This is a genomic window from Hydrocarboniphaga effusa AP103, from assembly GCF_000271305.1.
Classification (GTDB): domain Bacteria; phylum Pseudomonadota; class Gammaproteobacteria; order Nevskiales; family Nevskiaceae; genus Hydrocarboniphaga; species Hydrocarboniphaga effusa.
This window is the reverse complement of the sequence record NZ_AKGD01000001.1, coordinates 857,134-882,310: the sequence shown is the minus strand read 5'-3', so window position 1 is coordinate 882,310 and position 25,177 is coordinate 857,134. Positions and strand designations below refer to the sequence as shown.

Annotated in this window: 22 protein-coding genes and 2 tRNA genes; 11 read left to right on the top strand and 13 right to left on the bottom strand. The window is 65.8% G+C overall.

What is annotated here, in order from left to right:
* Positions 1–33 precede the first annotated feature (33 nt).
* Positions 34–1,653, bottom strand: coding sequence for a flavin-containing monooxygenase (locus WQQ_RS03940; protein ID WP_007183765.1), 1,620 nt, complete (start codon positions 1,651–1,653; stop codon positions 34–36).
* A 120-nt stretch (positions 1,654–1,773) separates the two neighbouring features.
* Between WQQ_RS03940 and WQQ_RS03935 the strand changes: the two genes are divergently transcribed.
* Positions 1,774–2,787, top strand: a complete 1,014-nt coding sequence (locus WQQ_RS03935; RefSeq protein ID WP_040452978.1) for an AraC family transcriptional regulator — start codon at positions 1,774–1,776, stop codon at positions 2,785–2,787.
* A 21-nt stretch (positions 2,788–2,808) separates the two neighbouring features.
* On the opposite strand, the gene WQQ_RS03930 is transcribed toward WQQ_RS03935, so the two are convergent.
* A complete protein-coding gene (locus WQQ_RS03930) occupies positions 2,809–5,544 on the bottom strand; it encodes a winged helix-turn-helix domain-containing protein (protein WP_007183762.1) in 2,736 nt (911 codons plus the stop codon).
* 331 nt (positions 5,545–5,875) lie between these two features.
* Between WQQ_RS03930 and WQQ_RS03925 the strand changes: the two genes are divergently transcribed.
* From WQQ_RS03925 to WQQ_RS03915, 3 genes are all read left to right on the top strand, one after another.
* On the top strand, positions 5,876–7,009 hold the full coding sequence (locus tag WQQ_RS03925) for an alanine racemase (RefSeq protein WP_007183761.1): 1,134 nt from the start codon (positions 5,876–5,878) through the stop codon (positions 7,007–7,009).
* A 40-nt stretch (positions 7,010–7,049) separates the two neighbouring features.
* The gene (locus WQQ_RS03920; RefSeq protein WP_007183760.1) at positions 7,050–7,433 is read left to right on the top strand and encodes a RidA family protein; all 384 of its coding nucleotides are present in this window, start codon (positions 7,050–7,052) and stop codon (positions 7,431–7,433) included.
* Between the two features lie 65 nt (positions 7,434–7,498).
* Positions 7,499–7,963, top strand: a complete 465-nt coding sequence (locus WQQ_RS03915; protein ID WP_007183759.1) for a nuclear transport factor 2 family protein — start codon at positions 7,499–7,501, stop codon at positions 7,961–7,963.
* A gap of 74 nt (positions 7,964–8,037) precedes the next feature.
* On the opposite strand, the gene WQQ_RS03910 is transcribed toward WQQ_RS03915, so the two are convergent.
* The 10 genes from WQQ_RS03910 to WQQ_RS03865 form a co-directional block, all read right to left on the bottom strand.
* A tRNA-Arg gene (locus WQQ_RS03910) sits at positions 8,038–8,114 on the bottom strand.
* A gap of 34 nt (positions 8,115–8,148) precedes the next feature.
* Positions 8,149–8,241: transfer RNA gene (locus WQQ_RS03905), tRNA-Ser, on the bottom strand.
* A gap of 128 nt (positions 8,242–8,369) precedes the next feature.
* A complete protein-coding gene (gene csrA / locus WQQ_RS03900) occupies positions 8,370–8,564 on the bottom strand; it encodes a carbon storage regulator CsrA (RefSeq protein ID WP_040452976.1) in 195 nt (64 codons plus the stop codon).
* 100 nt (positions 8,565–8,664) lie between these two features.
* On the bottom strand, positions 8,665–9,903 hold the full coding sequence (locus tag WQQ_RS03895; protein ID WP_007183757.1) for an aspartate kinase: 1,239 nt from the start codon (positions 9,901–9,903) through the stop codon (positions 8,665–8,667).
* A 96-nt stretch (positions 9,904–9,999) separates the two neighbouring features.
* A complete protein-coding gene (alaS, locus tag WQQ_RS03890; protein ID WP_040453536.1) occupies positions 10,000–12,645 on the bottom strand; it encodes an alanine--tRNA ligase in 2,646 nt (881 codons plus the stop codon).
* 237 nt (positions 12,646–12,882) lie between these two features.
* The gene (locus WQQ_RS03885; RefSeq protein WP_007183755.1) at positions 12,883–14,145 is read right to left on the bottom strand and encodes a TCR/Tet family MFS transporter; all 1,263 of its coding nucleotides are present in this window, start codon (positions 14,143–14,145) and stop codon (positions 12,883–12,885) included.
* Between the two features lie 84 nt (positions 14,146–14,229).
* The gene (locus tag WQQ_RS03880; protein WP_007183754.1) at positions 14,230–14,685 is read right to left on the bottom strand and encodes a regulatory protein RecX; all 456 of its coding nucleotides are present in this window, start codon (positions 14,683–14,685) and stop codon (positions 14,230–14,232) included.
* A 7-nt stretch (positions 14,686–14,692) separates the two neighbouring features.
* On the bottom strand, positions 14,693–15,709 hold the full coding sequence (recA, locus tag WQQ_RS03875) for a recombinase RecA (protein WP_007183753.1): 1,017 nt from the start codon (positions 15,707–15,709) through the stop codon (positions 14,693–14,695).
* A 112-nt stretch (positions 15,710–15,821) separates the two neighbouring features.
* The gene (locus WQQ_RS22825; protein WP_007183752.1) at positions 15,822–16,412 is read right to left on the bottom strand and encodes a 2'-5' RNA ligase family protein; all 591 of its coding nucleotides are present in this window, start codon (positions 16,410–16,412) and stop codon (positions 15,822–15,824) included.
* Positions 16,413–16,422: 10 nt separating this feature from the next.
* Positions 16,423–16,914: a CinA family protein gene (locus tag WQQ_RS03865; RefSeq protein ID WP_007183751.1), complete on the bottom strand. Its 492-nt coding sequence runs from the start codon at positions 16,912–16,914 to the stop codon at positions 16,423–16,425.
* A gap of 215 nt (positions 16,915–17,129) precedes the next feature.
* Here WQQ_RS03865 and WQQ_RS03860 point away from each other — a divergent pair, with 215 nt between their 5' ends.
* From WQQ_RS03860 to WQQ_RS03845, 4 genes are read left to right on the top strand one after another with little or no spacing between them, the layout of a single operon-like run.
* Positions 17,130–17,780 carry a GAF domain-containing protein gene (locus tag WQQ_RS03860; protein WP_366489009.1) on the top strand — a complete coding sequence of 217 codons (651 nt, stop codon included), beginning with the start codon at positions 17,130–17,132 and terminating at the stop codon, positions 17,778–17,780.
* 10 nt (positions 17,781–17,790) lie between these two features.
* Complete coding sequence (locus tag WQQ_RS03855) at positions 17,791–18,639, top strand: sensor histidine kinase (protein ID WP_007183749.1); 849 nt, start codon at positions 17,791–17,793, stop codon at positions 18,637–18,639.
* Positions 18,640–18,645: 6 nt separating this feature from the next.
* On the top strand, positions 18,646–19,287 hold the full coding sequence (locus WQQ_RS03850) for a response regulator transcription factor (RefSeq protein ID WP_007183748.1): 642 nt from the start codon (positions 18,646–18,648) through the stop codon (positions 19,285–19,287).
* Between the two features lie 33 nt (positions 19,288–19,320).
* The gene (locus WQQ_RS03845) at positions 19,321–20,700 is read left to right on the top strand and encodes a high affinity choline transporter 1 (protein WP_007183747.1); all 1,380 of its coding nucleotides are present in this window, start codon (positions 19,321–19,323) and stop codon (positions 20,698–20,700) included.
* On the opposite strand, the gene WQQ_RS03840 is transcribed toward WQQ_RS03845, so the two are convergent.
* A complete protein-coding gene (locus WQQ_RS03840) occupies positions 20,689–22,773 on the bottom strand; it encodes a protein-disulfide reductase DsbD family protein (RefSeq protein ID WP_007183746.1) in 2,085 nt (694 codons plus the stop codon). The genes WQQ_RS03845 and WQQ_RS03840 overlap by 12 nt on opposite strands.
* A gap of 97 nt (positions 22,774–22,870) precedes the next feature.
* Between WQQ_RS03840 and WQQ_RS22820 the strand changes: the two genes are divergently transcribed.
* The 3 genes from WQQ_RS22820 to WQQ_RS03825 all read left to right on the top strand — a co-directional run bounded on the left by WQQ_RS22820 (position 22,871) and on the right by WQQ_RS03825 (position 25,164).
* Positions 22,871–23,476, top strand: coding sequence for a DUF2845 domain-containing protein (locus tag WQQ_RS22820; protein ID WP_050997560.1), 606 nt, complete (start codon positions 22,871–22,873; stop codon positions 23,474–23,476).
* A 117-nt stretch (positions 23,477–23,593) separates the two neighbouring features.
* Positions 23,594–24,790, top strand: a complete 1,197-nt coding sequence (locus WQQ_RS03830; RefSeq protein ID WP_007183743.1) for a saccharopine dehydrogenase family protein — start codon at positions 23,594–23,596, stop codon at positions 24,788–24,790.
* Positions 24,787–25,164, top strand: a complete 378-nt coding sequence (locus tag WQQ_RS03825; protein WP_007183742.1) for a DUF423 domain-containing protein — start codon at positions 24,787–24,789, stop codon at positions 25,162–25,164. Before WQQ_RS03830 ends, WQQ_RS03825 begins: the two co-directional genes overlap by 4 nt.
* Positions 25,165–25,177 lie beyond the last annotated feature (13 nt).

The following is a 25,177-nucleotide window of genomic DNA, read 5'->3' as shown; positions in this document are numbered from 1 at the left end:
AATGACGTCGTTATCGAAGCGCGGGTCTTGCGCTCAGCTCACTTCGAAGCCTTCGTAGTCCTTTTGCTTCACCTTGTCGCAGGCCTCGATGTACGCGGGCAGGCCGCCGATGTACGAGAGCAACCGGAAATGCTTGCCCTCGATGTTGCTGCCCGTGTACCAGGACTTGGTTTTGGCGACGAGTGTCTGATTGGCTATTTCGTCGTGGTGAGCCAGCCAGCGCTGCTCGGCCTCGGCCGTCGGCTCGATCACCGCGCGATCGTTCTTGTGCAGGTAGTCGATGCACTCGGTGATCCATTGCACTTGATGCTGCAGGCAGGTCGGTGCGTTGCAGAACGCCGCGATCGGCGCGTACGGCGCGCTGGTGGTGAACAGGTTCGGGAAGCCGTGAATCTGCAGGCCCATCGTCGTGCGCACTTCCTTCTTCCATTCCTCGCGCAGCGATACGCCGTCGCGGCCGCGAAAATCGATCGCTAGGAATCCGCCGGTGCCGGCATCGAAACCCGTCGCCAGGATGATGACGTCCAGTTCGATCTCACCGGCCGAGGTGCGGATGCCTTTCTCGGTGATGCACTCGATGGGCGTCGCACGCAGGTCGACGAGATCGACGTTGGGGCGATTGAAGGTCATGAAGTAGCCGTTTTCGAGTGGTACGCGGCGCGTGCCGAAGCCGTGATCCTTCGGTGTGAGAATTTCGGCGACCTTGGGGTCCTTGACGCGCTCGCGAATCTTCTCCCGCACGAACTCCGACACTTCGTGGTTCGCGGCCGGATCGAAGAAGACCTCGGCGAAGCCGGCCACCCACAGCCTTAGCGTGCCGTCGGCCCACAGGGCCTCGAGAATCTCGCGACGCTCATCCGCCGGGATCGAGAAGAACGGACGCGTCTGACCCGGAATATCGAAGCCGATGAAAGTGGTCCAGATGGCCTTGCGCGTTTCCGGATACTTCGCGCGAATCGCCGCGCGATCCGCATCGTCGTAGCGAGGGTTGATCATCGGCACGGCATAGTTCGCGGTGCGTTGGAACACCGTCAGATGTGCCACTTCCGGCGCGATGGTCTGGACGACCTGGATGCCGGTGGCGCCGGTGCCGATCACGCCGACACGCTTGGCCTTGAGATCGACGCCTTCGCGTGGCCAGCGCGCGGTATGCACGAGGCGGCCCTTGAAGCTTTCCTGTCCCTTGAACATCGGCACCAGCGGTGCGCTCAAAGGACCCATCGCGGTGATGACGAACTGGGTGTTCAGCGTCAGGCCGGTATCGGTCTTCACGTTCCAGCGACGCGTGCTGTCGTCCCAGGTCGCCGATTCGACACGCGTGTTGAAGCTGATGTCCTTGCGCAGATCGAAGCGGTCGGCCACGTAGTTGAAGTAGCGCTCCGACTCCTGCTGATCGGGATAGCGCTGCTGCCAGTTCCATTCTTCGAGCAACTCGTCGGAGAACCAGTATTGATAAACGTTCGATGGCGAATCGGTGCGCGCACCCGGATAGCTGTTCCAGTACCAGGTGCCACCGACGCCGGCAGCCGCATCGACGACGCGTACGCGAAGGCCGAGCTTGCGCAGCGACCACAGTTGATAGAGGCCAGCGAAACCTGCACCGATGATCACGGCATCCAGAGGCTGTTGATCGAGCGTGGCGATGTTGTTCATGAAGCTCTCCTCGCACTATTTATAGTGTTGCGAGAGTAATCACTTGCGCCGCATCTAACTTGCCATTGCGCGCAAGAGAGATGGCATCATGCGCAAGCTCTTTTCGTCTTCGGGTAAGTCATGGCCGGTTCTCTCATTCGAAGCGTGATACTTGCCGGCGCTGCGGAACTGATCCGCGAACATCGCGCGCGGCCCGTGCAGATCGCGCGGCGGGTCGGTCTGCCCGTAGCAGCATTGAGCGACCCCGATCTGTTGGTGTCGGGCACTGCGGTCCTGCATTTCTTCGAAGCGGCTGCCGAAGCTTGCAGGCTCCGAACCTGGGGTTTGTCGATGGCGCAAGGCGCGCGGCTGGCAACCGTGATCGGCCCGCTGTGGGTTCTGCTTCGCAATGCCCGGACGGTCGGCCAGCTCTGCGGCGAACTCGCCGATAACTTCGATCTCTACACCAACGTTGCGATGGTCGGCGTCGAACGAGTCAACCAGGGCGCCCTGGTGAGCTGGACCACCACCACCGCCCAGCACGAAAGCGAGCTGCAGATGGCCGAGTTCGCGCTGAGCGTCATCGTCAGCGAAGTGCGCGGACACATGCCTCGCGGCTGGATGCCCGCAGCGGCGCTGTTCCGGCATGCCAGGCCGGCGGGCTCGCTCGCCTTGCACAAGGCGGTCTTCGGCAGCGACCTGCGGTTCAACCAGGACCGCAACGCCCTGCTGCTCGACGAGGCGACGCTGGACACGCCGATCAAATCGCGCAGCGCTGCCGGCCGTGCCCTCGTCAGCCGCGTGATTCGCCTGGAAGAAGGCCACCGCGAAAAGCATGTCGCACGCGATGTGGAAGCCGTCGTGCGCTCGCTGATGCCGTATACCTCCTGCACCATCGGAGAGATCAGCCGGGCGCTCGATCTGGCCTCGCGCACGCTGCAGTTGCGGCTGCAGCAGGAGGGCACCAGCTTCACGCAGATCCACGATGCGGTGCGGGCCGACCTGGCCTCCAAATACCTGCGCTACTCGGATCTCAACGCCGCGCAGATCGCCGAGATCCTCGGCTACGCCACACCGACTTCGTTCAGCCGTTCGTTCCGGCGCTGGAACGGCCAGAGCCTGCGCGAGCAGCGACGCCAGGCTTCGGAGCCTTGATCTGCGTTGCGCTGCTCGGGCTCAGACCAAGCCCATCCTGCGGGCCGTATTGATCGCCTGCAGGCGACTGCCCGCGTCGAGCTTGGAGTAGATGTTCTTCAGGTGGAACTTCACCGTGTTCTCGGACACGAACAGGCGGTTCGCCATCTCCTTGTTCGAAGCTCCGCGAGCGAGGAACGAGAGAATGTTGCGCTCGCTGTCGGTCAGCGAGTCGGCGGCGACGAGCTTGCCGGGAACCACCGCAGGCGCGGTGAGCCCGCCCACGCGCCCGAGCAGCCGCGAGGCGAAACGATGCAATCCGGCGTCGGCCGCCGCGCTGTGGTTCGCCGGGTCCTGCAGCGAAGGATAGATTTCGCCGAGCAATTCCTTGAGCCGATCGCCCTCTTCGAGGAAGCAGCGAATGAAGCCGAGCGGCTCGGCGAGCTGCAGGGCGCGGCGCAGCGAGCGCGAGGCCGGCTTGCTGTTGCCTCGGCGCTGATAGGCCAGCGCTTCGAGCACCAGCAGCTTGATCAGGCGGCGCACGCGCCCCTGGCGCTGCGCGGAAGCGAGTTCGTTCGCGAGCAGGCCCAGCGCCGCATCGGCTTCGCCGCGATGGATCGCCAGGCGGATGCGGCTGATGGTTTCATCTTCGCTGTCCTGCGAGAACAGGAGGGTGCCTTCGGGCAGGCTGAAACCGGGGTTCTTGGCGATGCGACTCGCGATGAGCTGCGCGCGATCGACTTCGCCGCGCAGCAGGTAGCGACGCACGCGCTCCCACTCGACGGCATAGAGCAGGCGCGGCCAGCCGGCGAGATGCGCAATGCTCTCGGCTTCGTCGAGCAACTCGCTCGCCTTGCTTGAATGGCCGAGCGCTTCGTGTGCCCGCGCGATCGAGCGATATGCGGTGATGACGAAATCGGGCAGCACGCCATCGCGAATGATGTCGTGATACTGCGTGAACAGCGCCACCACGGCGGCCAGATCGTCGGCGTCGTAGAGCGCCATCAGATAACAGGAAACCAGCGCCGCCGACGACACCGACTGATCCGAGCTCTCGTGCTCGGCCAGGCCGGCACGGAAGCGTTCCATCGCCTCCAGCAGTTCGCCCTGCACGAGCAGGTTCACGCCGATCACGCCCTGCGTATAGCCGCCGCTGAAGCGGGCCTGGCCTTTCTCGTTGTAGGCGCGCGCGAGCACCAGCACCTCGCGCGCGGCTTCGTAGTCGCCGGCCGCGGACGAGCAGAAGGCGCGCACGTTGCAGGCGGCGCCGAGCTCGAAGGCGTGAAAGGCGTCCGGGTCCTGCGCGCGCACCGGAATCTTGTGCACGAGGTCGAAAGCGCCCGGCACGTCGTCGACGACCAGCGCGAGCATGCTGCGCACCACCGCGCTGCGCGACTTGGTTTCTTCGTTGCTCGATTGCGCCTCGGCCGCATCGAGCAGATCGACCAGCGGTTGCAGCTTGCGGCGCCGGCGCAGAAAACCGAGCGCCCACGACACCTTGATGACGAGGTCGGGATGCTGGCCGACTTCGTCGAGCGGCAGGCGGTCGTACCAGCGCTCGACCGTGAACAGATGGCCCTCGGCGACCAGGCGCATGCTCCACAGATTCATCACCGACGCGGCGAACGCGAACTCGCCGGCTTCGACGGCGTGATGCATGGCCTCTTCGTGCAGGCCGTGCGCGTGATACCAATGCGCCGCACGAACGTGCAGCTCGCGCAGCTGCTGCGGATCGCTCTGGCGCAGCTGCTCCTGCAAAAAGCCCGAGAACAGGGTGTGATAGCGGAACCAGCGCAGATCGGAATCGAGGTTGCGCAGGAACAGGCCGCTGCGTTCGAGGAACAGCAGGATCGATTGCGAATCCTGCCAGCCGAGCAGGGCATCGCAGAGCGGGGCCGAAAGCCGCGTCAGCAGCGAGGTGCGCAGCAGGAAGCTGCGCACGCGCGGAGTCTGCAGATCGAGCACGTTGTCGGCGAGGTATTCGGCGAGCTCGCGCGGACGATAAGCGGACAGGTCACCGAGCGATTGGCGCAGCGCCGGGTTGGCCAGGCTCAGGCGATACAGCTGCAAGGCCGCGGGCCAGCCCTCGGTCTGGCGATGGATGGCTTCGATCTCGTCGTCGCGAATCGCCAGGTCACGCGCATCGGCGAAGAACTGCGCGGCTTCCTGTTGCGTGAACTGCAATTGCTCGGCGTGCAGCAGGCGCGCATGGCCGCGCACGAGCAGGCGCGAAAGCCCGAGTTCGGGCATCGCCCGCGAGCCGATGAAAACCGTGATCGGCTCGGGCAGGCGCTCGATCAGTTCGCGGAAGAAACCGAGAATCGCGGGGTTCGAGAGCGCCTGGAATTCGTCGAAGAACAACGCCACCGGCGCGTCGAGCCGCAGCAGTCGGGCGGTGACCATTTCGGCGAGCCGGCGCCGTGCCTGATGCGCCGAGCCCTGCGCGTCGGTATAGGCCTCGACGGTGTTGCAGACCTGGCGCAGCAGCGCATCGAGGTGATGCGTGAAGCGGCGCATGTCATTGTCGGCTTCGTCGAAGCTGAGCCAGCCGGTGATGCGGCCCTGCGATTCGCAGGTGGACTTGGCTTGCTGCAGCAGCGTCGACTTGCCGTGTCCGGCCGGTGCGTGAAACACCACGGCCCGAAGAGCGGGGTCGACCAGAATCGGGGCGAGCACCTGCTGCCGTTGCACCGCTCCGCGATAGCTCGGTGGTGCAAACAGCTTGTGCGAATCGATTTGCGCCCAGGGCCTGTCCCCGTCGGGTCTGCTCGTCGTCATTCACTTCTCCTCGCCGCATCCATCGCTCAAGTGGCAACGGTTTTTTGCTTGAGGCGATTGGCTCCGCGTCGAAGGCGAAGCATCCGTGCGCATGCTCAAGCTTTTTAATGACTGCTTTTCTCGGCCCGTTGAACGGGCCGGTTATCAAAGATACTTCAAAAAGTGTGAAATGCGCACGGATGCGGAGATTTCCTACATGTTCCGGTATTGTCTTTTTGCGGTGCAGCAAAACGGATTGCCGCCATCCCGTATCGCTCACGCGCTTCGGTGATTTCCACGAAGCCTGGCTAGGCTGCGCATCGTAAGGTGGCGGGAGCCACGAAGGACCAAGATGAGCACGACTTTGCGCAACAGCCTGGATGAGCTCGAGACCCCGGCGCTGATCCTCGATCGTCGGCGGCTCGACGCCAATCTGCTGCGCATGCGCGAACACGTCGCCCGGCTCGGGGTTTCGCTGCGGCCGCACATGAAGACGGCCAAGAGCGCCGAGGTGGCCCGGCGTGCGCTTCCGCAGGGCGGCGGCATCACCGTGTCGACCTTGCGCGAGGCCGAGTATTTCTTCGGGCATGGCTACCACGATCTGTTCTACGCGGTCGGCGCGAGCCCGCAGAAGCTTGACCGGGCCGCTGCGCTGATGCGTCGTGGCGCGCGCCTGCTGCTCGCGCTCGATCAGCCCGAGGCCGCGCGCGCGATCGCCGAACGCGGCTCGGCGCTTGGACTGGCCTTCGAGGTCATGATCGAGATCGATTGCGGCGACGGACGCTGCGGCCTGGATGCGCAATCGAGCGCACTGCTCGAGGTCGCCGCCGAACTGCGCGATGGCGCGACGCTGGCCGGTGTGTTCACGCATGGCGGCCATTCGTACACGGGCCGCTCGCCCGACGAACTCGCCGCGGTGGCCGAGCAGGAGCGCCGCGCGGTGACGGCGGCGGCTTCGCGTTTGCGCTCGACGGGCTACGACTGCGCCATCGTCAGCATGGGCTCGACGCCTTCGGTCACGCATGCGCGCGATCTGTCCGGCGTCACCGAAGTGCGCGCCGGCATCTACATGTTCGGCGACGCGTTCCAGGCCGGCGTCGGCTCCTGCTCGGCCGGCGACATCGCCGTGAGCGTGCTCGCGACGGTGATCGGGCAGTATCCACAGCGTGGCGAACTCATCGTCGATGCCGGCGCGCTCGCGCTGAGCAAGGACATCAGCACGAATCGTTTCGACGACGAACGCAACGTCGGCTACGGGCTCGTGAGCGGCGATGAAGGGCTTTACGTGGCGCGGGTTTCGCAGGAGCACGGCGTGATCCGGCGCCGCGGCGGCGAGCTCGATTTTTCGCGGCATCCGGTCGGCAGCCGGCTGCGCATCCAGCCGAATCACGCCTGCATCACCGCCGCGGCCTACGATCGCTATCACGTAGTCGACGGAGATTCGCCCGCCGTCGAGGCCGAGTGGGATCGCGTCAACGGCTGGTGAGGTTTCGGCGATTCCCCAAAAAAACCAAAGCGAGAATCCGATGTCACGCACCATCTTCACGGCCGATGCGCCGAAGCCCGCCGGTCATTACAGCCAGGGTGTCGTCGAGAGCGGCTGGCTGTTCGTCTCGGGCCAGTTGCCGATCGATCCGGCGACCGGCAAGTTCGTTCCCGGCACGATCGAGGAGCAGACGCGCCGGGTGCTCGACAACCTGGCGGCCGTCGTCGTCGCGGCCGGTGGCAGCCTGCGCGACGTCGCCAAGGTGACGCTGTATTTTTCCGACATCGCGCATTGGCCGGCGATCAACGCGGTCTATGCCGAATTCTTCGGCGATCACAAACCGGCACGCTCGGCGGTGCCGACGCAGAAGCTGCACTACGGGGCCGACATCGAAGCCGAGGCGATCGCATTCGTGAAGGGCTGAGCGCTGCCCCGGGAAGGCGTACCCTGAGCGCAGAGCAGACTTCGCATCGTCTTCGGGAGCCGTGTATGAGCCGTCCGCCTTTTCCTCCGTACGATCTCGACGCGGCCCGCATCAAGGCGCGCAAGGCCGAGGACGCTTGGAATACGCGCGATCCCGACGTGGTGGTCGGCGCCTATACCGCCGATTCGCGCTGGCGCAACCGCAGCGAGTTCCCGCGCGGGCACGAGCAGATTCGGGCGTTTCTCGTGCGCAAGTGGCAGCGCGAGCTCGACTACCGCCTGATCAAGGAAGTCTGGACCTGCCAGGACAACCGCATCGCCGTGCGCTTCGCCTACGAGTGGCATGACGCACAAGGGCAGTGGTATCGCAGCTACGGCAACGAGAACTGGGAGTTCGACGAGCAGGGCCTGATGCGCTCGCGCCACGCGAGCATCAACGATCTCGCCATCGCCGGCTCGGAGCGCCTGTTCCACTGGCCGCTCGGAAGGCGGCCGGACGAGCATCCGTCGCTGAGCGATCTGGGGCTGTAGGTTCCGCCGGATCAGGGCGACGAAACGAAAAAAGCCGATGAGGCTGACTCATCGGCTTTCGTCGTTCGACAAATTGGCGGGCTCGGAGAGATTCGAACTCCCGACCACCTGGTTCGTAGCCAGGTACTCTATCCAGCTGAGCTACGAGCCCGCACGTAAAACCTAAAACGTCGCCACTATGAAACTGGCGGAGAGTGAGGGATTCGAACCCTCGATAAGGCTATAAACCCTATACGCCCTTAGCAGGGGCGCGCCTTCGTCCACTCGGCCAACTCTCCGAATGCCGAGGCACTTTCAGTGTCCGCCGCCGGCGTGGGGCGCGCATTGTATCGAGCATGCCAATGAGTCACAAGCATTTTTCATCGTGTCGGGGCGAAAAGTTCGCGCCGACACGATGAATCCGCCGTCAGCCGTTGACGACCGCTGGAAGCGCCTCGTTCTCACGGCGAATGCGCTCGAAGATTTCTTCGCGATGCACCGGAGTGTCCTTTGGCGCCTTGATGCCGATGCGAACCTGATTTCCCTTCACGCCCAATACGGTAATGGCGACATCGTCGCCGATCATCACCGTTTCACCGACCCGCCTAGTCAAGATCAACATGCCTGTTCTCCAGTGTCGGGGATAGCTTTTGTCAGAATACGCTTACCCGACAGTGGTAAGGAAATACTAAGCTTGGCCCCGTACTGGATGCAGGAAATGCTTATTTCTTTTCGAGTCCGAAAGCGCTGTGCAGGGTGCGCACGGCCAGCTCCAGGTACTTGTCCTCGATCACGACCGAGATCTTGATCTCGGAGGTCGAGATCATGCGGATGTTGATGCTCTCCGCGGCCAGCGCCTTGAACATCTGGCTCGCGATGCCCGCATGGCTGCGCATGCCGACGCCGACGAGCGAGACCTTGACGATGTCGAGCGCGCTGCGAACGCCCTTGGCGCCAAGCTCCTCGGCGAGCTTCTTGACGACGTCGTGAGCGCGGTCGTAGTCAGTCTTGTTGACGGTGAAGGTGAAGTCGGTCGAGCCGTCGGCGCCGACGTTCTGCACGATCATGTCGACTTCGATATTGGCGTCGCCGACCGGGCCGAGAATGGCGGCGGCGATGCCGGGACGGTCGGGCACGCCGGCGATGGTGAGCTGGGCTTCGTCGCGGTTGAATGCGATGCCGGAGATGAGTGCGTCTTCCACGGATGCTCCTGTTGAACCGTCTTCTGAATCTTCGAGCGTGATGAGGGTGCCGGGGCCGTCGACGAAGGTCGACACCACGCGCAGCGGAACCTTGTACTTGCCGGCGAATTCCACGGACCGGATCTGCAGCACCTTCGAACCGAGGCTCGCCATTTCGAGCATTTCTTCGAAGGTGATCCTGTCGAGCCGGCGAGCCTTGGGCTCGACGCGCGGATCGGTGGTGTAGACGCCGTCGACGTCGGTGTAGATCTGGCACTCGTCGGCCTTCAGCGCGGCCGCGAGCGCGACGCCCGTGGTGTCCGAGCCGCCGCGTCCGAGCGTGGTGATCGAGTTGGTTTCGTCGATGCCCTGGAAGCCCGCGACCACCGGCACGATGCCGGCCTTGCAGTCGGCGAGCAGGCGCGTGCCGTCGATGTCCTGGATGCGCGCCTTCATGTACGCGCTGTCGGTGCGCAGCGGAATCTGCCAGCCCGTGTACGAGCGGCTCGGCACGCCGGCTTTTTCCAGGGCCAGCGCGAGCAATCCGATGGTGACCTGTTCGCCGGTCGAGGCGATCTGGTCGTATTCGCGCTGGTTGCCGCGCGGGTTGATCGACTTGGCGAGCTTGAGCAGGCGATCGGTTTCGCCGGACATGGCCGAGACCACGACCACGACCTGATGCCCTTTCGCGCGCCAGCTCGCAACCTTGTTGGCGACGTGTTCGATGCGCTCGACCGAGCCCATCGAGGTGCCGCCGTATTTCTGGACGATGAGTGCCATTGTTTTCTTGAGGGTCCTGCAAGAGATGACGCTTTTAGCAGCGTCGGATGAAAGCGGGTTTGGCGGTTTTGCGGCTCGACAGCCGAGCGTTTGGGCTCAGCTGCCGAGCTTGCTAATGAGCGCCGGCTCGATCGCGGCGAGCGCGGCGTCGAGATTCTCGGGCTGCGTACCGCCGGCCTGCGCCATGTCGGGACGCCCGCCGCCCTTGCCGCCGACCAGTTGGGCCGCGACGTTGACGAGTTCGCCGGCCTTCACCTTGCCGGTGAGATCGGCGGTCACGCCCGCGATCAGGCTGACCTTGCCGCCGGAGGCGGTGCCGAGCACGACGATGCCCGAGCCGAGCTTGTTCTTGAGCTGGTCGAGCAGCGTGCGCAGATCGCCGGCTTCGACGCCGTCGAGCTTGGACACCAGCACTTTCACGCCCGCGATGTCCTTGGCCTGCGAAACGAGGTCCGAACCCGCTGCCGAAGCGAGCTTGCCCTTGAGCGCGGCAAGTTCCTTCTCGAGCTGCCGGCTGCGATCGAGCACCTGCTCGATCTTGTCGGCCAGGTCGTCGCGGCCGGCGCGCACCAGATCGGCCGCCTGCTTGAATTTGCTCTCGAGATTGCCGACGTAGGCGAGGGCGTTTTCGCCGGTGATCGCCTCGATGCGGCGAACGCCGGCGGCGACGCCGCCTTCGCTGACGATCTTGAACAGGCCGATGTCGCCGGTGCGCGTCACGTGCGTGCCGCCGCAGAGTTCGGTCGAGAAATCACCCATCGCGAGCACGCGAACTTCGTCGCCGTACTTCTCGCCGAACAGCGCCATCGCGCCGCTCTCGATCGCCGCGTCGTAGCCCATCAGCGTCGCCGCGACCGGCACGTTGGCGAGCACGGCCTTGTTGACGCGGTGTTCGATCTGCTTGATCTCGTCGGCCGTCAGCGCGGCGCCGTGGCTGAAGTCGAAACGCGTGCGCTGCTCGTCGACCAGCGAGCCCTTCTGGGCCACGTGCGTACCGAGCACTTCGCGCAGCGCGCGATGCAGCAGGTGGGTGGCCGAGTGATTGCGCTGCGTCGCAGCGCGCAGGGCCTCGTCGACCGCTGCGCTGACGCGCGCGCCGATCTTGAGCGAGCCCGATTCGAGCTTGCCGCGATGGCCGAAGCCGCCGTTGCCGACCTTGATCGTATCGGTGACGACGAACTTCGCATCGCCGGCCGTCAGCGTGCCGCGATCGCCGACCTGGCCGCCGCCTTCGGCGTAGAACGGCGTGTGATCGAGCACGATCACGGCTTCGTCGCCCGCATCGAGCGACGCGACCGGCTTGCCGTCGCGATAGATCGCGCTGATGTTCGCGGCTTCGTGCGTGAGCGCGTCGTAGCCGTGGAAGCTGCTCGCTTCTCCGGTGTGCTTGAGCTCTTCGGCTCCGCCGAACTTGCTCGCCGCGCGCGCTCGCTCGCGCTGCGCCTGCATTTCGCGCTCGTAGCCGGCTTCGTCGATCGCGAGCTCGCGTTCACGCGCGATGTCGGCGGTCAGGTCGAGCGGAAAGCCGTAGGTGTCGTAGAGCTTGAACACCACGTCGCCCGGAATGGTCTTCTCGCTGCCGAGCTTGGCGATCGCCTCGTCGAGCAGCTTCATGCCCTTGTCGAGCGTGATCGCGAAGCTGTCTTCCTCGGCCTTGATGGTCTTTTCGAGCAAAGCCTGCTTTTCGCGCAGCTCCGGGTAGGCTTCGCCCATGACCTCGGCGAGCGGCGCGACGAGCTTGTAGAAGAACGCCTCGTCCAGACCGAGCTTGTAACCGTGGCGGATCGCGCGGCGCATGATGCGGCGCAGGACGTAGCCACGGCCTTCGTTGGACGGCATCACGCCGTCGCAGATCAAAAACGACGTCGCGCGAATGTGATCGGCGATGACCTTGAGCGAGGCCGACGATTTCGGATCGACGTTCGCGAGCTTCGCCACCGCGGCGATCAGCGCGACGAAGATGTCGATGTCGTAGTTGTTGTGCACGCCCTGCAGCACGGCGCTGATGCGCTCCAGGCCCATGCCGGTGTCGACGCTCGGCTTGGGCAGCGGCGTCATCGTGCCGTCCTTGGAGCGCTCGTACTGCATGAACACCACGTTCCAGATTTCGATCCAGCGATCGCCGTCTTCCTCGGGCGAACCGGGCATGCCGCCCCAGATGCCCTTGGAGCCGTCCGGATCGTGGTCGTAGAAGATTTCGGTGCAGGGACCACACGGCCCCGTATCGCCCATGCTCCAGAAATTGTCGGAGGCGTAGCGCGCGCCCTTGTTGTCGCCGATGCGGATGATGCGCTCCACCGGCACGCCGATCTCGTCGCGCCAGATCGCGTAGGCCTCGTCGTCTTCCTGGTAGACCGTCACGCAGAGGCGCTGCGGGTCCAGGCCGAGCCAGTCCTTGCCGGTGATGAATTCCCAGGCGTAGTGGATCGCGTCCTTCTTGAAGTAATCGCCGAAGCTGAAGTTGCCCAGCATTTCGAAGAAGGTGTGGTGACGCGCGGTGTAGCCGACGTTTTCGAGGTCGTTGTGCTTGCCGCCGGCGCGTACGCAGCGTTGCGAGCTGGTGGCGCGCGTGTACGGGCGCTTCTCGCGGCCCGTGAACACGTCCTTGAACTGCACCATGCCCGCATTGGTGAACAGCAGGGTCGGGTCGTTGCCCGGAACGAGCGGCGACGAAGGCACCACGGTGTGGTCCTTCTGCGCGAAGAACGCCAGATATTTCGCGCGGAGTTCGTTGCTATTCACGATGCGGACCAGCCCGAAGAAAAGGGCGGCATGATAGGCCAAACCACCTAAATGCGGCTAGGCAAGCCCCGGTAGGCTGCTGCGCTCGGTATCTCGGGCGAGGGCGGTGCTCGAAATCCTCCCGTGCTCATGCACGCTCGGTCGAAGGCTTGCTGCCGAGCGACATCGAGTCACCTCGGCGCCCGGGGCCATCGGCCTGGGCTCCGCTCTCGTCCGCCCCGGCTTCGCTCGCGACGCTTACTCGGGGCTTCCCGAGGGGTTGCCCTTTTCGGCGGCCTCCCGCTGCTCCGCCCGCCGAGCGACGTGCCAACCCATGCCGGCGGCCGCCAGCAGTACACCGGCCGCGATCAGCAGGGTCGTGCCGATGAACGGGAACACCGGATCGGAGCCGACCGAGGCCGAGTAGACCGCGCCGAAGAACAGTGGCGACAACACGCCGGCGATCGCGCCGACGCTGTTGTTGGCGCCCTGCAGCTGGCCCTGCTCGGACTCGGAGACGCGCTGGGTCATCAGCGACTGGAGTGTCGGCATCGCGATGCCCCAGAGCGCGTTCGGCAGCATCGCGAGCACGAAGCTCAGGCTCGTCGGGGCCAGACCCATGCAGGCCAGGCCGATCGCACCGAACACCAGGCCGACGATCATGGTGTTGCGATCGCCCAGGCGCTTCACCGCCGGGCCGGTCAACACGCCCTGCACGAACATGTCGAGCGCCCCGACGAAGGCCAGCAGCGCCCCGACTTCCCAGGCGCTCCAGTCGTAGCGATGGCTCGCGTAGAGCACGAACACGGCCGAAAACACGTGATGCGAGAAAAACAGCAGGAAGTTGACGCCGGCCAGGCCGGTCAGCTCCGGGTGCGAGCGCAGCAGGGTCAGCGCGCCGAACGGGTTCGCGCGCTGCCACGAGAAGCGCATGCGCTTTTCGGGCGCGAGCGACTCGGGCAGCACCAGCCATCCGTACATGAACGCCAGCCCGCTGAGCGCCGCCGCGGCCCAGAACGGCGCGCGCGGCGAGAATTCGCCGAGCACGCCGCCGAGCAGCGGGCCGAGCACGAAGCCGCCGCTGAACGCCGCGCCGATCAGGCCATAGCCACGGGCGCGCTGCTCGGGTGGGGTGATGTCGGCCATGTAGGCGAACACGGTGGTGAAGCTCGACGAGGTGATGCCGGTGACGATGCGGCCGACCGCCAGCCACCAGAGGTTCGGGGCGAGCGCCATCAGCACGTAGTCCGCGGCCAGGCCGACGGTCGACAGCAGGATCACCGGCCGACGGCCGTAGCGGTCCGACAGCGAGCCGATCACCGGCGAGGCGATGAACTGCATGCCCGCCCACAGCGCGACGAAGACCCCGTTGAGCCAGCCCGCGCGCTCGGTGGAGCCGCTGAAGTCCTCGATCAGCGCGGGCAGCACCGGAATGATGATGCCCATCGCGATGATGTCGAGCGCGGCGGTGATCAGAATGAAGGCGATGGCCGCCTTGCGGCCATGGAAGGTGCCGGGCACGGGATTCTCCGTTCTCGCTTGCAGCGGGTTTTGCTTTCTACCGGCCCGCCGTGACGGCCGTCTTGCTGCTTTGCGCTGGGGAGATCAATCGTCGAAGGCGTCTTCGGCGCCCTGGATCGCGGCGCGGATGTGTTCGCTGCCGAAGCCGCGCTGGGCCAGCGTCCGCCACTGCTTCTGCTTCTCGTCGATCGTCGCGGGCGGCGCGCCGAAACGGCGGGCCTGGGTTTCGATCGCGAGCTGGGTCCAGTCGCAATCGGCGGTGTCGAGCGCCTCGCGGATCAAATGGTCCGGCAGGCCCGCCATCGCCAGTTCGGCGCGAATGCGCAAGGGCCCGTAACCCTGGCCGATGCGGCTACGCACGAGTGTTTCGGCGTAGCGCGGATCGCTCTGCCAGCCCGATTCGGCGAGCGAGGCGATGACGCTGTCGGCGGTTTCCGACTCCGCGCCGCCGGCCTTGAGCTTGTGCGACAGCTGGCGCGCCGAATGCTCGCGCCGCCCGAGCAGCCGCAGCGCCTTGGCGCGTGCGGCCTCCGGGCTCAAGGGCTCGTCAGGCTTCCGCCTTCTCACGCTTGCCGGGCAACAGTTTGGCGCGCAGCGTGGCCTCGATCTCGGCCGCCGCTTCGGGGTGCTCGCGCAGGTAGCCCTTGGCGTTGTCCTTGCCCTGGCCGATCTTCTCGCCCTTGTAGGCGTACCAGGCGCCGGACTTCTCGACCAGCTTGTGCTCGACGCCGAGGTCGATCAGCTCGCCTTCGCGGCTGATGCCTTCGCCATACATGATCTCGAACACCACCTGCTTGAACGGCGGCGCGAGCTTGTTCTTGACGACCTTGACGCGGGTTTCGTTGCCGACCACCTCGTCGCCCTTCTTGATCGCGCCGATACGGCGGATGTCGAGGCGCATGGAGGCGTAGAACTTCAGCGCGTTGCCGCCGGTGGTGGTTTCGGGCGACTGGCCCGGCATCATCACGCCGATCTTCATGCGCAGCTGGTTGATGAAGATGATCAGCGTCTTGCTGCGGTTGATGCTGCCGGTGAGCTTGCGCAGCGCCTGGCTCATGAGTCGGGCCTGCACGCCGACGGCGGCGTCGCCCATCTCGCCTTCGATTTCGCTCTTCGGCACCAGGGCGGCGACCGAGTCGATGACGATCACGTCGACCGCGTTGCTGCGCACCAGCATGTCGGCGATCTCGAGCGCCTGTTCGCCGGTGTCGGGCTGCGAGATCAGCAGGTCGCCCACCTGCACGCCGAGGCGCTCGGCATAGGTGACGTCGAGCGCGTGCTCGGCGTCGATATAGGCGCAGGTTCCGCCGATCTTCTGGGCCTGGGCGGTGACGTGCAGGGCGAAGGTGGTTTTACCCGACGATTCCGGGCCGTAGATCTCGACCACGCGACCGCGCGGAACGCCGCCGATGCCCAGTGCGGCGTCGAGCGTGATCGATCCCGTGGAGATCACTTCGATCTCGGGGCGCTCGTTGGCGCCCATGCGCATGATGGTGCCCTTGCCGAACTGCTTGTCGATCTGGCCCAGCGCGGCTTCGAGGGCTTTTCTGCGATTTTCGTCCATAAACTCCAGTCCCAAAGGCGCCCGCGATGCGGGGCCGTAATTCACGATTGCACGATGTCGGGGAGAGGCCAGGCGCCGCTCATGAAGGCTGCTCGGGGACGCTGGCTGAGCCTCAATTGTCCCATAGATCGCGTTGCGGAGCGTGATCGGGGCCGCCGTTCAAGGGCCAGCGGCCGAGCAATTCATAGGCGAGTGAGGAGCCTCTCTCATTCGGATCGCCCTGCCGGCTGCGCAGCAGCACGAAGTCCCGCACCGCCCAGGTGAGCGGCGGCACCGGGCGCTCGGGTAGATCGCGCCGGGCGTTGTAAACCAGCGTCAGGTGCGGCGTGAGCGGGTTCGAGAACATTGGAACGCCGTGCTGCTTTAGAACGTCGCGCAGCTCGCGCCAGAGCAGCGTGAGCCCCGGCGGCGTCTGCGTGCAGCCGAGCCACCACGGAATGCGCTCCTGGTTCGGAAAGCTGCCGGCCTGGTCGATGCGCAATTCGAACGGGGCCGCACGCACTTGCGCGGCGGCCGTCCTGGTTTTGTCCATCCAGGCGGCTTCGTGCTCCGGCTTGGCCTTCACCGCATGTAAGGTCAGGTGATAGCGGGCGGCTTCGAACCAGGCCCCCGGCGTCGGGTGCTGCCGCCGGATCAGCTCAGCGCGGTCGGCGAGTCCGGCGCGCGTGAGCTCGTCGGGCCATAAGGAGAAGAACAAGGTCACCGGGCAGCGCTCAGCCTCGCAGGCGATTTAGCAGGCCGCTGAGCGCCTGGGTGGCCGCCGCTTCGCGTATGGCCTCGCGATCACCCTGGAAAACCCGGCGCAGCGCGGTGGTCGGTCGGCCTCGCCCGGCCCAGCCGAACCAGACGGTGCCGACCGGCTTGTCCGGGCTGCCCCCACCCGGGCCGGCGATGCCGCTCACCGACAGCGTCCAATCCACCGGCGCGCGTCGCAGCAGGCCTTCGGCCATCGCGCGCACGCAGGCCTCGCTGACCGCCCCGTGACGTTCGAATACATCGCCGGTAACGCCAAGTAACTCCGACTTCGCCTCGTTGGTATAGGTCACCAGCCCGCGGTCGAACCAGGCCGAGCTGCCGGCCCGATCGGTCAGCAGTTTGGCGACGAGCCCGCCGGTGCAAGATTCGGCCGTCGCCATCTTCGTATTGAATCGAATTAGCTGCTGTGCAAGTTGCTCGACGAGCTGATAGTTTTCCACCTGCGTCATCCCAATCTGGTTGTGGTTCCGGTTTGCGGTCCCGGTGTGGTACGAATGGCCCAATGGAGGAGAGGCGGTCGGTACGGACAAGGTCGATGGCTTACGTTTTGCTACGGAGCCGGCCTATCACGTTACGTCGTGTATCAGGGCATCTTAGGGAGTGTTGAAAAGATGATGCCCCGGTCAAGCGTAATCCCTAATTGATCGATTGGAGAGGTCGAGGCATGGCGAATCGCCTATCGCTTCACGACCATCGTAGGCCCGCGTTTGCGTCGCAGGTGCGGGTTCGCCCCGCAACGCGTCGGCGTAACAACTTGCGTCAGGCGCGAGTGTGGGTCGATGGTTCAGAACCTGAAGTACAAATTCACAGCAGCGATGCCGTTTCCCAGGCGCTACACGGCATTCTGCACAGCGCCACCGACTTGCTCGGCGCTCGTCGTGGTTTCCTGTTGACCTGCAACGACGCCGGCGTGCTCGAAGTGGCCTGCGCCCGCGAAATCCGTCCGGTCGAAGTCATGGACCTCGTGCTTGCCCAGGCGGCGCTGGTGGTTCGCACGGTCTTGCGCGAGCGCCAGCCGGTGGCCGCTGATGCGCTTGGCCGCGCCTTCCGCGTCGAGGGCGATGCGCCCGATTCGCGGCGTGCGGCGATCTTCTGCATGCCGCTCGATCTCGGTCAGCATCGCTCGGGCCTGTTCTGCGCTCTGCGCGACGGTACGCGTCCGGCCGTGATCGGCCAGCTCGATCTCGAGATTCTCGATGGTCTGTGCGACCAGGCCTCGCTCGTGATCGGCGCTTCTTCGGCCTGCACCGCGTTGGCTCAGCTCGAGGCCTGCCTCTGCCTGCAGGACGAACCGCGTCGACCGGCGCCCTGCTGAGCGGGGCCGCATGGAACGACCCGTTCCGCCGCTGGCCTCCGCTCTCGGTGCGATCTCGGAAGCCAATCCCGAGGACTACCGAGAGGCGGTGCTGCGTCAGGTGCGGGCGCTCACCGAGGACAACCAGCGGCTGTTCCAATCGGCCTTGCGCAGCGAAAAGCGCTTTCGCATGCTCGCCAAGGCGGTCTGGAAAGTGCAGGAGGACGAACGTCGCCGGCTCGCGCGCGAGCTGCACGACGACATCGGCCAGACGCTCACCGCCCTCGCCAACCAGCTCCAGCGCATCTCCGACGATGCGCAGGCTCAGGACAACGTCGGGCTCAAGAATCGCCTCGCCGATGCGCTCGACATCACCCGCGGGGCGCTGCGTGACACGCGCGAGCTCTCGCGCCTGCTGCGCCCGACCCTGCTCGACGATCTGGGCCTCGAAGTGGCGCTGCAATGGCTCGTCCGCACGCTGTCGGAGCGCAGCGGGCTGCCGATGGAATGCAGCTCCGCGCTCGGCGAGCAGCGTTTGACGGCCGATCTCGAGACGCTGGTGTTCCGCGTCACCCAGGAAGCGCTGACCAACGTGATCCGTCACAGCGCCGCATCCGAGGTCCAGGTACGACTCATGCGTGTCGGTAACCTGCTGAGGTTGCAGGTCAGCGACGACGGCCGCGGTTTCGACCCGGCCGATCTCAACAATCCGGACAAGGCTGGCGACAGCATCGGCGTGCGCGGCATGCGCGATCGCGCCGAATTGTTCGGCGGCAAACTCGAACTCAAATCGGCACCGGGGCAGGGCACGCGCGTGACGTTGATCGTGCCAGTGGAACCCGGTGACGAACTCATCGCTGCCCCCAAGGCGCAAGGTTAGGAATTAATGGCGATTCGCCTGCTGGTCGCGGACGATCACACCATCGTGCGCCAGGGCCTGGTGTCGATGCTCGAAGAAACCGGCGAATGCGAGGTGGTCGCTCAGGCCGCCGACGGCGCCGAAGCCGTCGAACTCGCGATGAAGACGCATCCCGACGTGGTCGTGACCGATCTGTCGATGCCGCGCCTGTCGGGCCTCGAAGTGGTCAAGCGCGTGCGCGAGAAGCTCGTCAACACCAAGGCGCTCGTGCTGACCGTGCACGAGGAAGAGGAGTACATCCTGCCGATCATTCGTGCGGGCGCCTCGGGTTTTCTGAACAAGGACACTTCGGTCGCCGACCTGATGACGGCGATCAAGACGATCCATTCGGGCCAGGCATACTTCGGCCCGCGCGCGGCCAAGGCGCTGGCCGATCAGCATCAGCGTCCGCGCGAAGTCGGGCTCGATCCCTACGACACGCTGACCGCGCGCGAGCGCGAGACGTTTCATCTGGTCGTCGAAGGCAAGACCACCAAGGAAATCGCGCAGATTCTCGATATCGGCGTGAAGACCGCCGAGAACCATCGCGCTCGCATGATGGAAAAGCTCGGGCTGCGCAACACCGCCGAAGTGGTGCGCTACGCGGCTCGCAAAGGCCTGCTTTCCTGACAGCGACGACGGGCATACGCCGCAGTGAATGGGGTGCTCGGCTGTCTGCTCGTCTATATCGCTTCGCAGCTGCTGTTCGCGTTCTGGTTTTCACGGCGCATCAGCACCGAATCCGATTACCTGCTCGCCGGGCGCAGCCTCGGCCCCTGGCTCGGCACCTTCAGCGTATTCGCCACCTGGTACGGCGCGGAAACCTGCATCGGTGCGGCCGGCGAAGCGTATTCGCACGGCATTTCGGGCGTGCTCGCCGATCCGTTCGGCTACGCCATCGGCATCATCGTGTTCGGCCTGTTCTTCGCTGCGAGCCTCTGGCGTCGCGGATTGGTGACGATGGCGGATCTGTTCCGCCGGCGTTACGGCATCGGGGTCGAGCGGCTCGCCGCGCTGGTGATGATTCCCTCGTCGGTGATGTGGGCCGCGGCGCAGGTTCGCGCGCTGGGACAAGTGCTCGCTTCGACGAGCGACATCGGCCTGCTCGCCGCGATCACGATGGCCGCCGCGGTGGTCGTCGTCTACACGGCGGTCGGCGGCATGTGGGCCGATGCGGTCACCGATCTCGTGCAGGGCCTCGTGCTGATCGCGGGTATCGTCGCCTTGTTCGCGGTGTTCGTCGCGGTCGGAGGTTTCGACGGCCTCGCGACGCAGCCGATCGAGCGCTTCGATCCGCTGCACGATCGCAGCCCGCTCGATGCCCTCGAAACGCTCGCGATTCCGATCTTCTCGACCATCGCCGCTCAGGAGCTGCTCTCGCGCGTGCTGTCGGTGCGCAACGACCAGCTGTCCGCGCGCGTGACGGTCGGCGCGGGCTTTCTGTACTTGCTGCTCGGAGCGCTGCCGATGGTGATCGGACTCGGCGCTGCGGCTTTCATCGGCGAAGACCGCGATCCCGAGCAGACGCTGTCGCTTTTCGCGCAGCAGCAGTTGCCGTTGCCGCTCTATGTTCTGTTTCTCGGTGCGCTGGTGTCGGCGATCCTGTCGACGCTGTCGGGCGCGCTGCTGGTTGCCGGCTCTCTGTTCGCGCACAACGTGATTTCGCCGCTGTTTCCGCAATGGAGCGAACGCAATCGACTGCGCTACGACCGCGCGGCCGTGGTGCTGTTCGGCATCGTCGCGTACGCGATCGCGCTCGGTAGCGACAGCATTTATGGACTCGTGCAGGAGTCGGCGGCGACCGGAACCGCGGGCATTCTCGTGCTGTTGCTGTTCGCGATGTGGAGTTCGCGTTTCGGCGTGGCGGCGAGCGCTTATGCGGCACTCATCGTCGGCACCGGCATGTACCAGATCGGTTCGCGCATGGCGGACATGGAATCGCCGTATCTGCTGTCGCTCGCTTCGGCGCTGGTCGCCTACGTGATCGCGGCGCTGATCTGGAAACCGCGCGGCGAAGCCACCGCCGAAACCTCAGCGGCCTGAGACGGCATCCGCCACCAGGTCGGGCGTGAGCACCTGCGGAAGTACCCTGGGCTCTGCGCCTTTCACCGACACCAGATACAGCGGAACGCCGCTGCGTTCGTAGCGCGCGAGCGCGGCGGTGATTTCGGGGTCGGCACGCGTCCAGTCGGCCACCAGCGCGACCACTTCGTTCTTCTCGAAGGCTTCGACGGCTTTCGCCGAATGCAGGGCGATGCGCTCGTTGACCTTGCAGGTCAGGCACCAGTCGGCGGTGAAGTCGACGAACACCGTCTTGCCTTGGGCGCGCAGCTCGGCCAGGCGCGCGTCGGAGTAGGGCTCCCAGCCGACCGCGGGTTCGGATTTCGTCGATGCACTCGGCGTGCGCACCATCGGATGGAACAGCACGGCGACCGCGCCGATCACCGCGATCAGGCCGACCAGATGCGCCAGGCGCTTCTGCGATTGCCCGATCAGCCAAAGCCCGAACGCAAGCGTCACCAGGCCGACGAGCGCCAGCGCCATGCCGCTGCGATCGGTCAATCCACCGAGCACCCACAGCAGCCAGACCGCGGTCAGGTACAGCGGAAACGCGAGCAATTGCTTGAGCGTTTCCATCCACGCGCCCGGACGCGGCAGCCAAGCGGCGAGCGCCGGCACGAAGCCGAGCAGCAAGAATGGAAACGCCAGGCCCAGCGCGAGCGCGACGAACACCGTGAGCGAGGCGATCGCCGGCTGCGTGAGCGCGAAGCCCAGCGCGCTGCCCATGAACGGCGCCGTGCAGGGGCTTGCGACCACCACCGCGAGCACGCCCGTGAAGAACGAGCCCGACAGTCCGGGCTTGGTCGCCAGGTTCTGCCCCGCGCCCATCCAGCGCGTGCCGAACTGCACGAGCCCCGACAGCGAAAGCCCGAGCGCGACCATCACGTAGACGAGCAGGCCGACGAACAAGGGCGATTGCAGCTGAAAGCCCCAGCCGAGCGCCGCGCCGCCCGCGCGCAGGCCGATCAGCACGCCAGCGACGAGCAGAAAGCTCGCGACGACGCCGGCCGTGTAGGACAGCGCATGGCGACGATGCTCGGCCGCCGCCTCGCCCTGCACCTTCATGACCGACAGCGCCTTGAGCGACAGCACCGGGAACACGCAGGGCATCAGGTTCAGGATCAGGCCGCCGATGAAGGCGAAGCCGAGCGCGAACCAGAAGCCCCGCGCCGACGCGCTGCCACTGGTGCCCGCCGGCGTTTCGGCGGAAGCCGCGACCGGCGCCACCGTGCCGGGCCCGGCGGTGAATTCGTAGGCGCTCGCCGACTCGCCGTCGCCGAGCACGAGGATGCCCTGCACCGATTCGGGCGCCTGTACGAAGTACGAGGACAGCGGTCGCGCGAGGCTCAGGCTGCGGCCGCTCCAGGCATTGCGGACCTGTGCGGTGTGCGCGACGAGATCGGTCGCGTACGGATAGAAGCGCGCCTGTTCGCTGCTGCCGGGCAGCGCATCGAAGGCCAGCCGGAACTCTTCGGCGTCGATCTGGAACCGCGACTGGAACTCCGCGGGCTTCGGTAGATGGGCGATCGTGCGATCGAATGCAGCCTGCCATTGCGGATCGGCTTGCGCTTGCTCGGTAACCGGCAGATCGAGCGTCACCTCGGCCTTGCCTGGAATGCAGACATCCGCGCAGACCAGCCATTCGGCGCGCGCCTTGAGCGCGGCCGGCGAGGGCGAGCCCGCGGCCACGCTCAGCGAAAACGGCAGCAGCGTGTCCTCGCCATAGCCGTAGTTGGTCAGGTCGCCGAGCGTGTGCTCCTCCGGAAACGGCCATTGGATTTCGCCGGCGCTGAGACCGTCGGGCAGCGACGGCCAGACGAGCTTGGTCGGCAGGCCGGAGTCGCCCGGGTTGCGCCAGTACACGTGCCAGCCCTTCTCGGGCTTGATGCGCAGGGCCAGGCGATTGTCGCCCGCGACCAGCGCGCGGTTCTGCGCGACGAGTTCGACCTCGACATGGTCGGCCGCCACCGGCGCCGCGGCCGCGAAAGACCAAGCGAGTTCGGACAACAGCAGCCCGGACAACAGGCCGATGCGGCAAAGCAGGGTTTTGTTCATTCGAATCCAGCCAGCGGATGTCGGGGCGCTGCGTGTTCAGACGACGGCGCCAGGAGTGCGCGCATGATAGCCGCAAGATTTTTCGCCCTGGTTTTCCATGAGCTTGCCTCGTCTGGCCTTCTCGCTGCTGGTGTGGGTTCTCGGCAGCAATCTGCTGAATTCTGCGCAGGCCTCCGACTCGATGCGCTGCGGCTCGCGCCTGGTCACGGTCGAGGCGCGGGCGGCCGAGCTGCTCGCCGTTTGCGGCGAACCCGCCTATCGCGACGTCTGGGGGCAGCCGGTCGATCCGGCCTCGGATTTCGTCGCCGAGGTCGAGGAATGGACCTACGACTTCGGTCCTTCGCAGTTGCTGCGCATCGTGCGACTGCGCAATGCGCGCGTGGTCGCCATCGATGCGGAAGGCTATGGCTTCCCGCCTCATGCCGCGAACGGTTCCCGCTGCGGCCCCGAGGTGATCGCGACCGGTCTATCGAAATACCGTTTGCTCAAACTCTGCGGAGCGCCGCTCACGCGCAGCGTGCAAAGCGGATTTCGCGCGGCGTATCCCAGCATCGACCCGCGTTACCGGCCCGGCCTCTATTCGGCGGTGTTTCGCGAGGAGTGGGTCTACGATTTCGGGCCACGCTACTTCATGCGCGTGCTCACGATCGAAAACGGGCGCGTGGTCGCGGTCGAAAACAGCGCCCGAGGCAGCGGACCGTGATCGACTGCCGATTTGAACGCCGGCCGCCGGGCGAGGTCCGTAAATCCGACACGATGCTTGCGTAGCATCGACAGTATGGGATCACAACGGACCCAAGAAGAGCCACGGAGGGCGCTGGTGAAGGTGAAGAAGGCGGCGAGAAAGCCCGGATTCGATGTCGCGCTGTTCGGAGCGACCGGTTTCACCGGCCAGCTCACGGCGGAATATCTCGCCAGGCGCGCAGGCCCCAAGCCGCGCTGGGCGATCGCCGGGCGCAATCTGCGCAAGCTCGAGGTGCTGCGCGACAAGCTCGCCCGGCTCGATCCAGCCTACGCCGAGATTCCGATGATGCATGCCGACACCAGCGACCCCGAATCGATGCGTGCGCTCGCGCGCTCGACGCGAGTCGTCATCAGCGCGGTCGGTCCTTACATCCGCTACGGCGAGCCGCTGGTGGCCGCCTGCGCCGAGATCGGCACCGATTACGTCGACCTCACCGGCGAGCCCGAGTTCGTCGATCGCATGTGGATGCGCTATCACGAGCAGGCGCGGGCGAGCGGGGCGCGCATCGTCAACTGCTGCGGCTTCGATTCGATTCCGCATGATCTCGGCGCGTACTACACGGTCATGCAGTTGCCCGAAGGCGTGCCGATCAAGATCGAGGCCTACGTGCGCGCGGCCGGCAAGCTGTCGGGTGGAACGCTGAGCACGGCGGCGATCGCGATGTCGCGCTGGCGCGAATACGCCCGGCTGCGCGCCGAGCGCGAACGCGAGGAAGGCCGGCCGGTCGACCGGCGCATCAGCCGGCTCAATGGTGGCGTGCGCTACGACAAGCGTCTGCAGAGTTGGGTATTGCCGGTGCCGACCATCGATCCGCTGGTGGTGCTGCGCTCGGCCGCGGCCGACGAACGCTATGGCAGCGCGTTCCATTACGGCCACTACCTGCAGCTCAAGAACCTGCCGATGCTCGCCGGCGTGGTCGGCGGCATGGGGGCGCTCGCGCTGGCCTCGCAGATCGCCCCCGTGCGCCGGCGCATCGTCGCGCTCGGCAATCGCGGCGTCGGGCCTTCGGAAGCCGAGCGCGCCGAAGGCTGGTTCTCGGTGCGCTTCGCCGGCTGCGGCGGTGGGCAGAAGGTCTACACCGAAGTCAGCGGTGGCGATCCGGGCTACGGTGAAACCGCCAAGATGCTCGCCGAATCGGCCTTGAGCCTGGCGTTCGATCGTCTGCCTGCGCGGCCCGGCGTGCAGACGCCCGCGCATGCGATGGGCGAGCCGCTGATCAAGCGGTTACAGTCCGCCGGCATTCAGTTCAAGACCATCGAGTCCTTTCTATGAGCAAGCTGTGGCTGAGCCTGTCCGCGTTGTTCGGTCTGTCGGGCGTCGTGCTCGGCGCCTTCGGTGCGCATGCGCTCAAGGCGCGGCTGTCGCTCGAATCGCTGGCGATCTGGAAGACCGGCGTCGAATACCAGTTCTATCACGCGTTCGCGCTCGCACTGGTCGGCCTGCTGATCCGCCAGCTCGGCGCGGGGCGCCTGCTCGATGTCGCCGGCGCCTGCTTCGCCACCGGCGTGCTGGTCTTCTCGGGCAGCCTCTATGCGCTCGTGCTCAGCGATGTCCGTGTGCTCGGGGCCATCACGCCGATCGGCGGGCTGCTGTTCATCGTCGGCTGGGCTCTGCTGCTCATTGCCGTATTACGCGCTCCGGCCTGAGCCGGGGTTCTTC

Coding starts and splice junctions, on each gene's coding strand:
- WQQ_RS03940 (WP_007183765.1), bottom strand. CDS start 1,653: ATGAACAACATCGCCACGCTCGATCAACAGCCTCTGGATGCCGTGATC.
- WQQ_RS03935 (WP_040452978.1), top strand. CDS start 1,774: ATGGCCGGTTCTCTCATTCGAAGCGTGATACTTGCCGGCGCTGCGGAA.
- WQQ_RS03930 (WP_007183762.1), bottom strand. CDS start 5,544: ATGACGACGAGCAGACCCGACGGGGACAGGCCCTGGGCGCAAATCGAT.
- WQQ_RS03925 (WP_007183761.1), top strand. CDS start 5,876: ATGAGCACGACTTTGCGCAACAGCCTGGATGAGCTCGAGACCCCGGCG.
- WQQ_RS03920 (WP_007183760.1), top strand. CDS start 7,050: ATGTCACGCACCATCTTCACGGCCGATGCGCCGAAGCCCGCCGGTCAT.
- WQQ_RS03915 (WP_007183759.1), top strand. CDS start 7,499: ATGAGCCGTCCGCCTTTTCCTCCGTACGATCTCGACGCGGCCCGCATC.
- csrA (WP_040452976.1), bottom strand. CDS start 8,564: ATGTTGATCTTGACTAGGCGGGTCGGTGAAACGGTGATGATCGGCGAC.
- WQQ_RS03895 (WP_007183757.1), bottom strand. CDS start 9,903: ATGGCACTCATCGTCCAGAAATACGGCGGCACCTCGATGGGCTCGGTC.
- recA (WP_007183753.1), bottom strand. CDS start 15,709: ATGGACGAAAATCGCAGAAAAGCCCTCGAAGCCGCGCTGGGCCAGATC.
- WQQ_RS03865 (WP_007183751.1), bottom strand. CDS start 16,914: ATGACGCAGGTGGAAAACTATCAGCTCGTCGAGCAACTTGCACAGCAG.
- WQQ_RS03860 (WP_366489009.1), top strand. CDS start 17,130: ATGGCGAATCGCCTATCGCTTCACGACCATCGTAGGCCCGCGTTTGCG.
- WQQ_RS03855 (WP_007183749.1), top strand. CDS start 17,791: ATGGAACGACCCGTTCCGCCGCTGGCCTCCGCTCTCGGTGCGATCTCG.
- WQQ_RS03850 (WP_007183748.1), top strand. CDS start 18,646: ATGGCGATTCGCCTGCTGGTCGCGGACGATCACACCATCGTGCGCCAG.
- WQQ_RS03840 (WP_007183746.1), bottom strand. CDS start 22,773: ATGAACAAAACCCTGCTTTGCCGCATCGGCCTGTTGTCCGGGCTGCTG.
- WQQ_RS22820 (WP_050997560.1), top strand. CDS start 22,871: ATGAGCTTGCCTCGTCTGGCCTTCTCGCTGCTGGTGTGGGTTCTCGGC.
- WQQ_RS03825 (WP_007183742.1), top strand. CDS start 24,787: ATGAGCAAGCTGTGGCTGAGCCTGTCCGCGTTGTTCGGTCTGTCGGGC.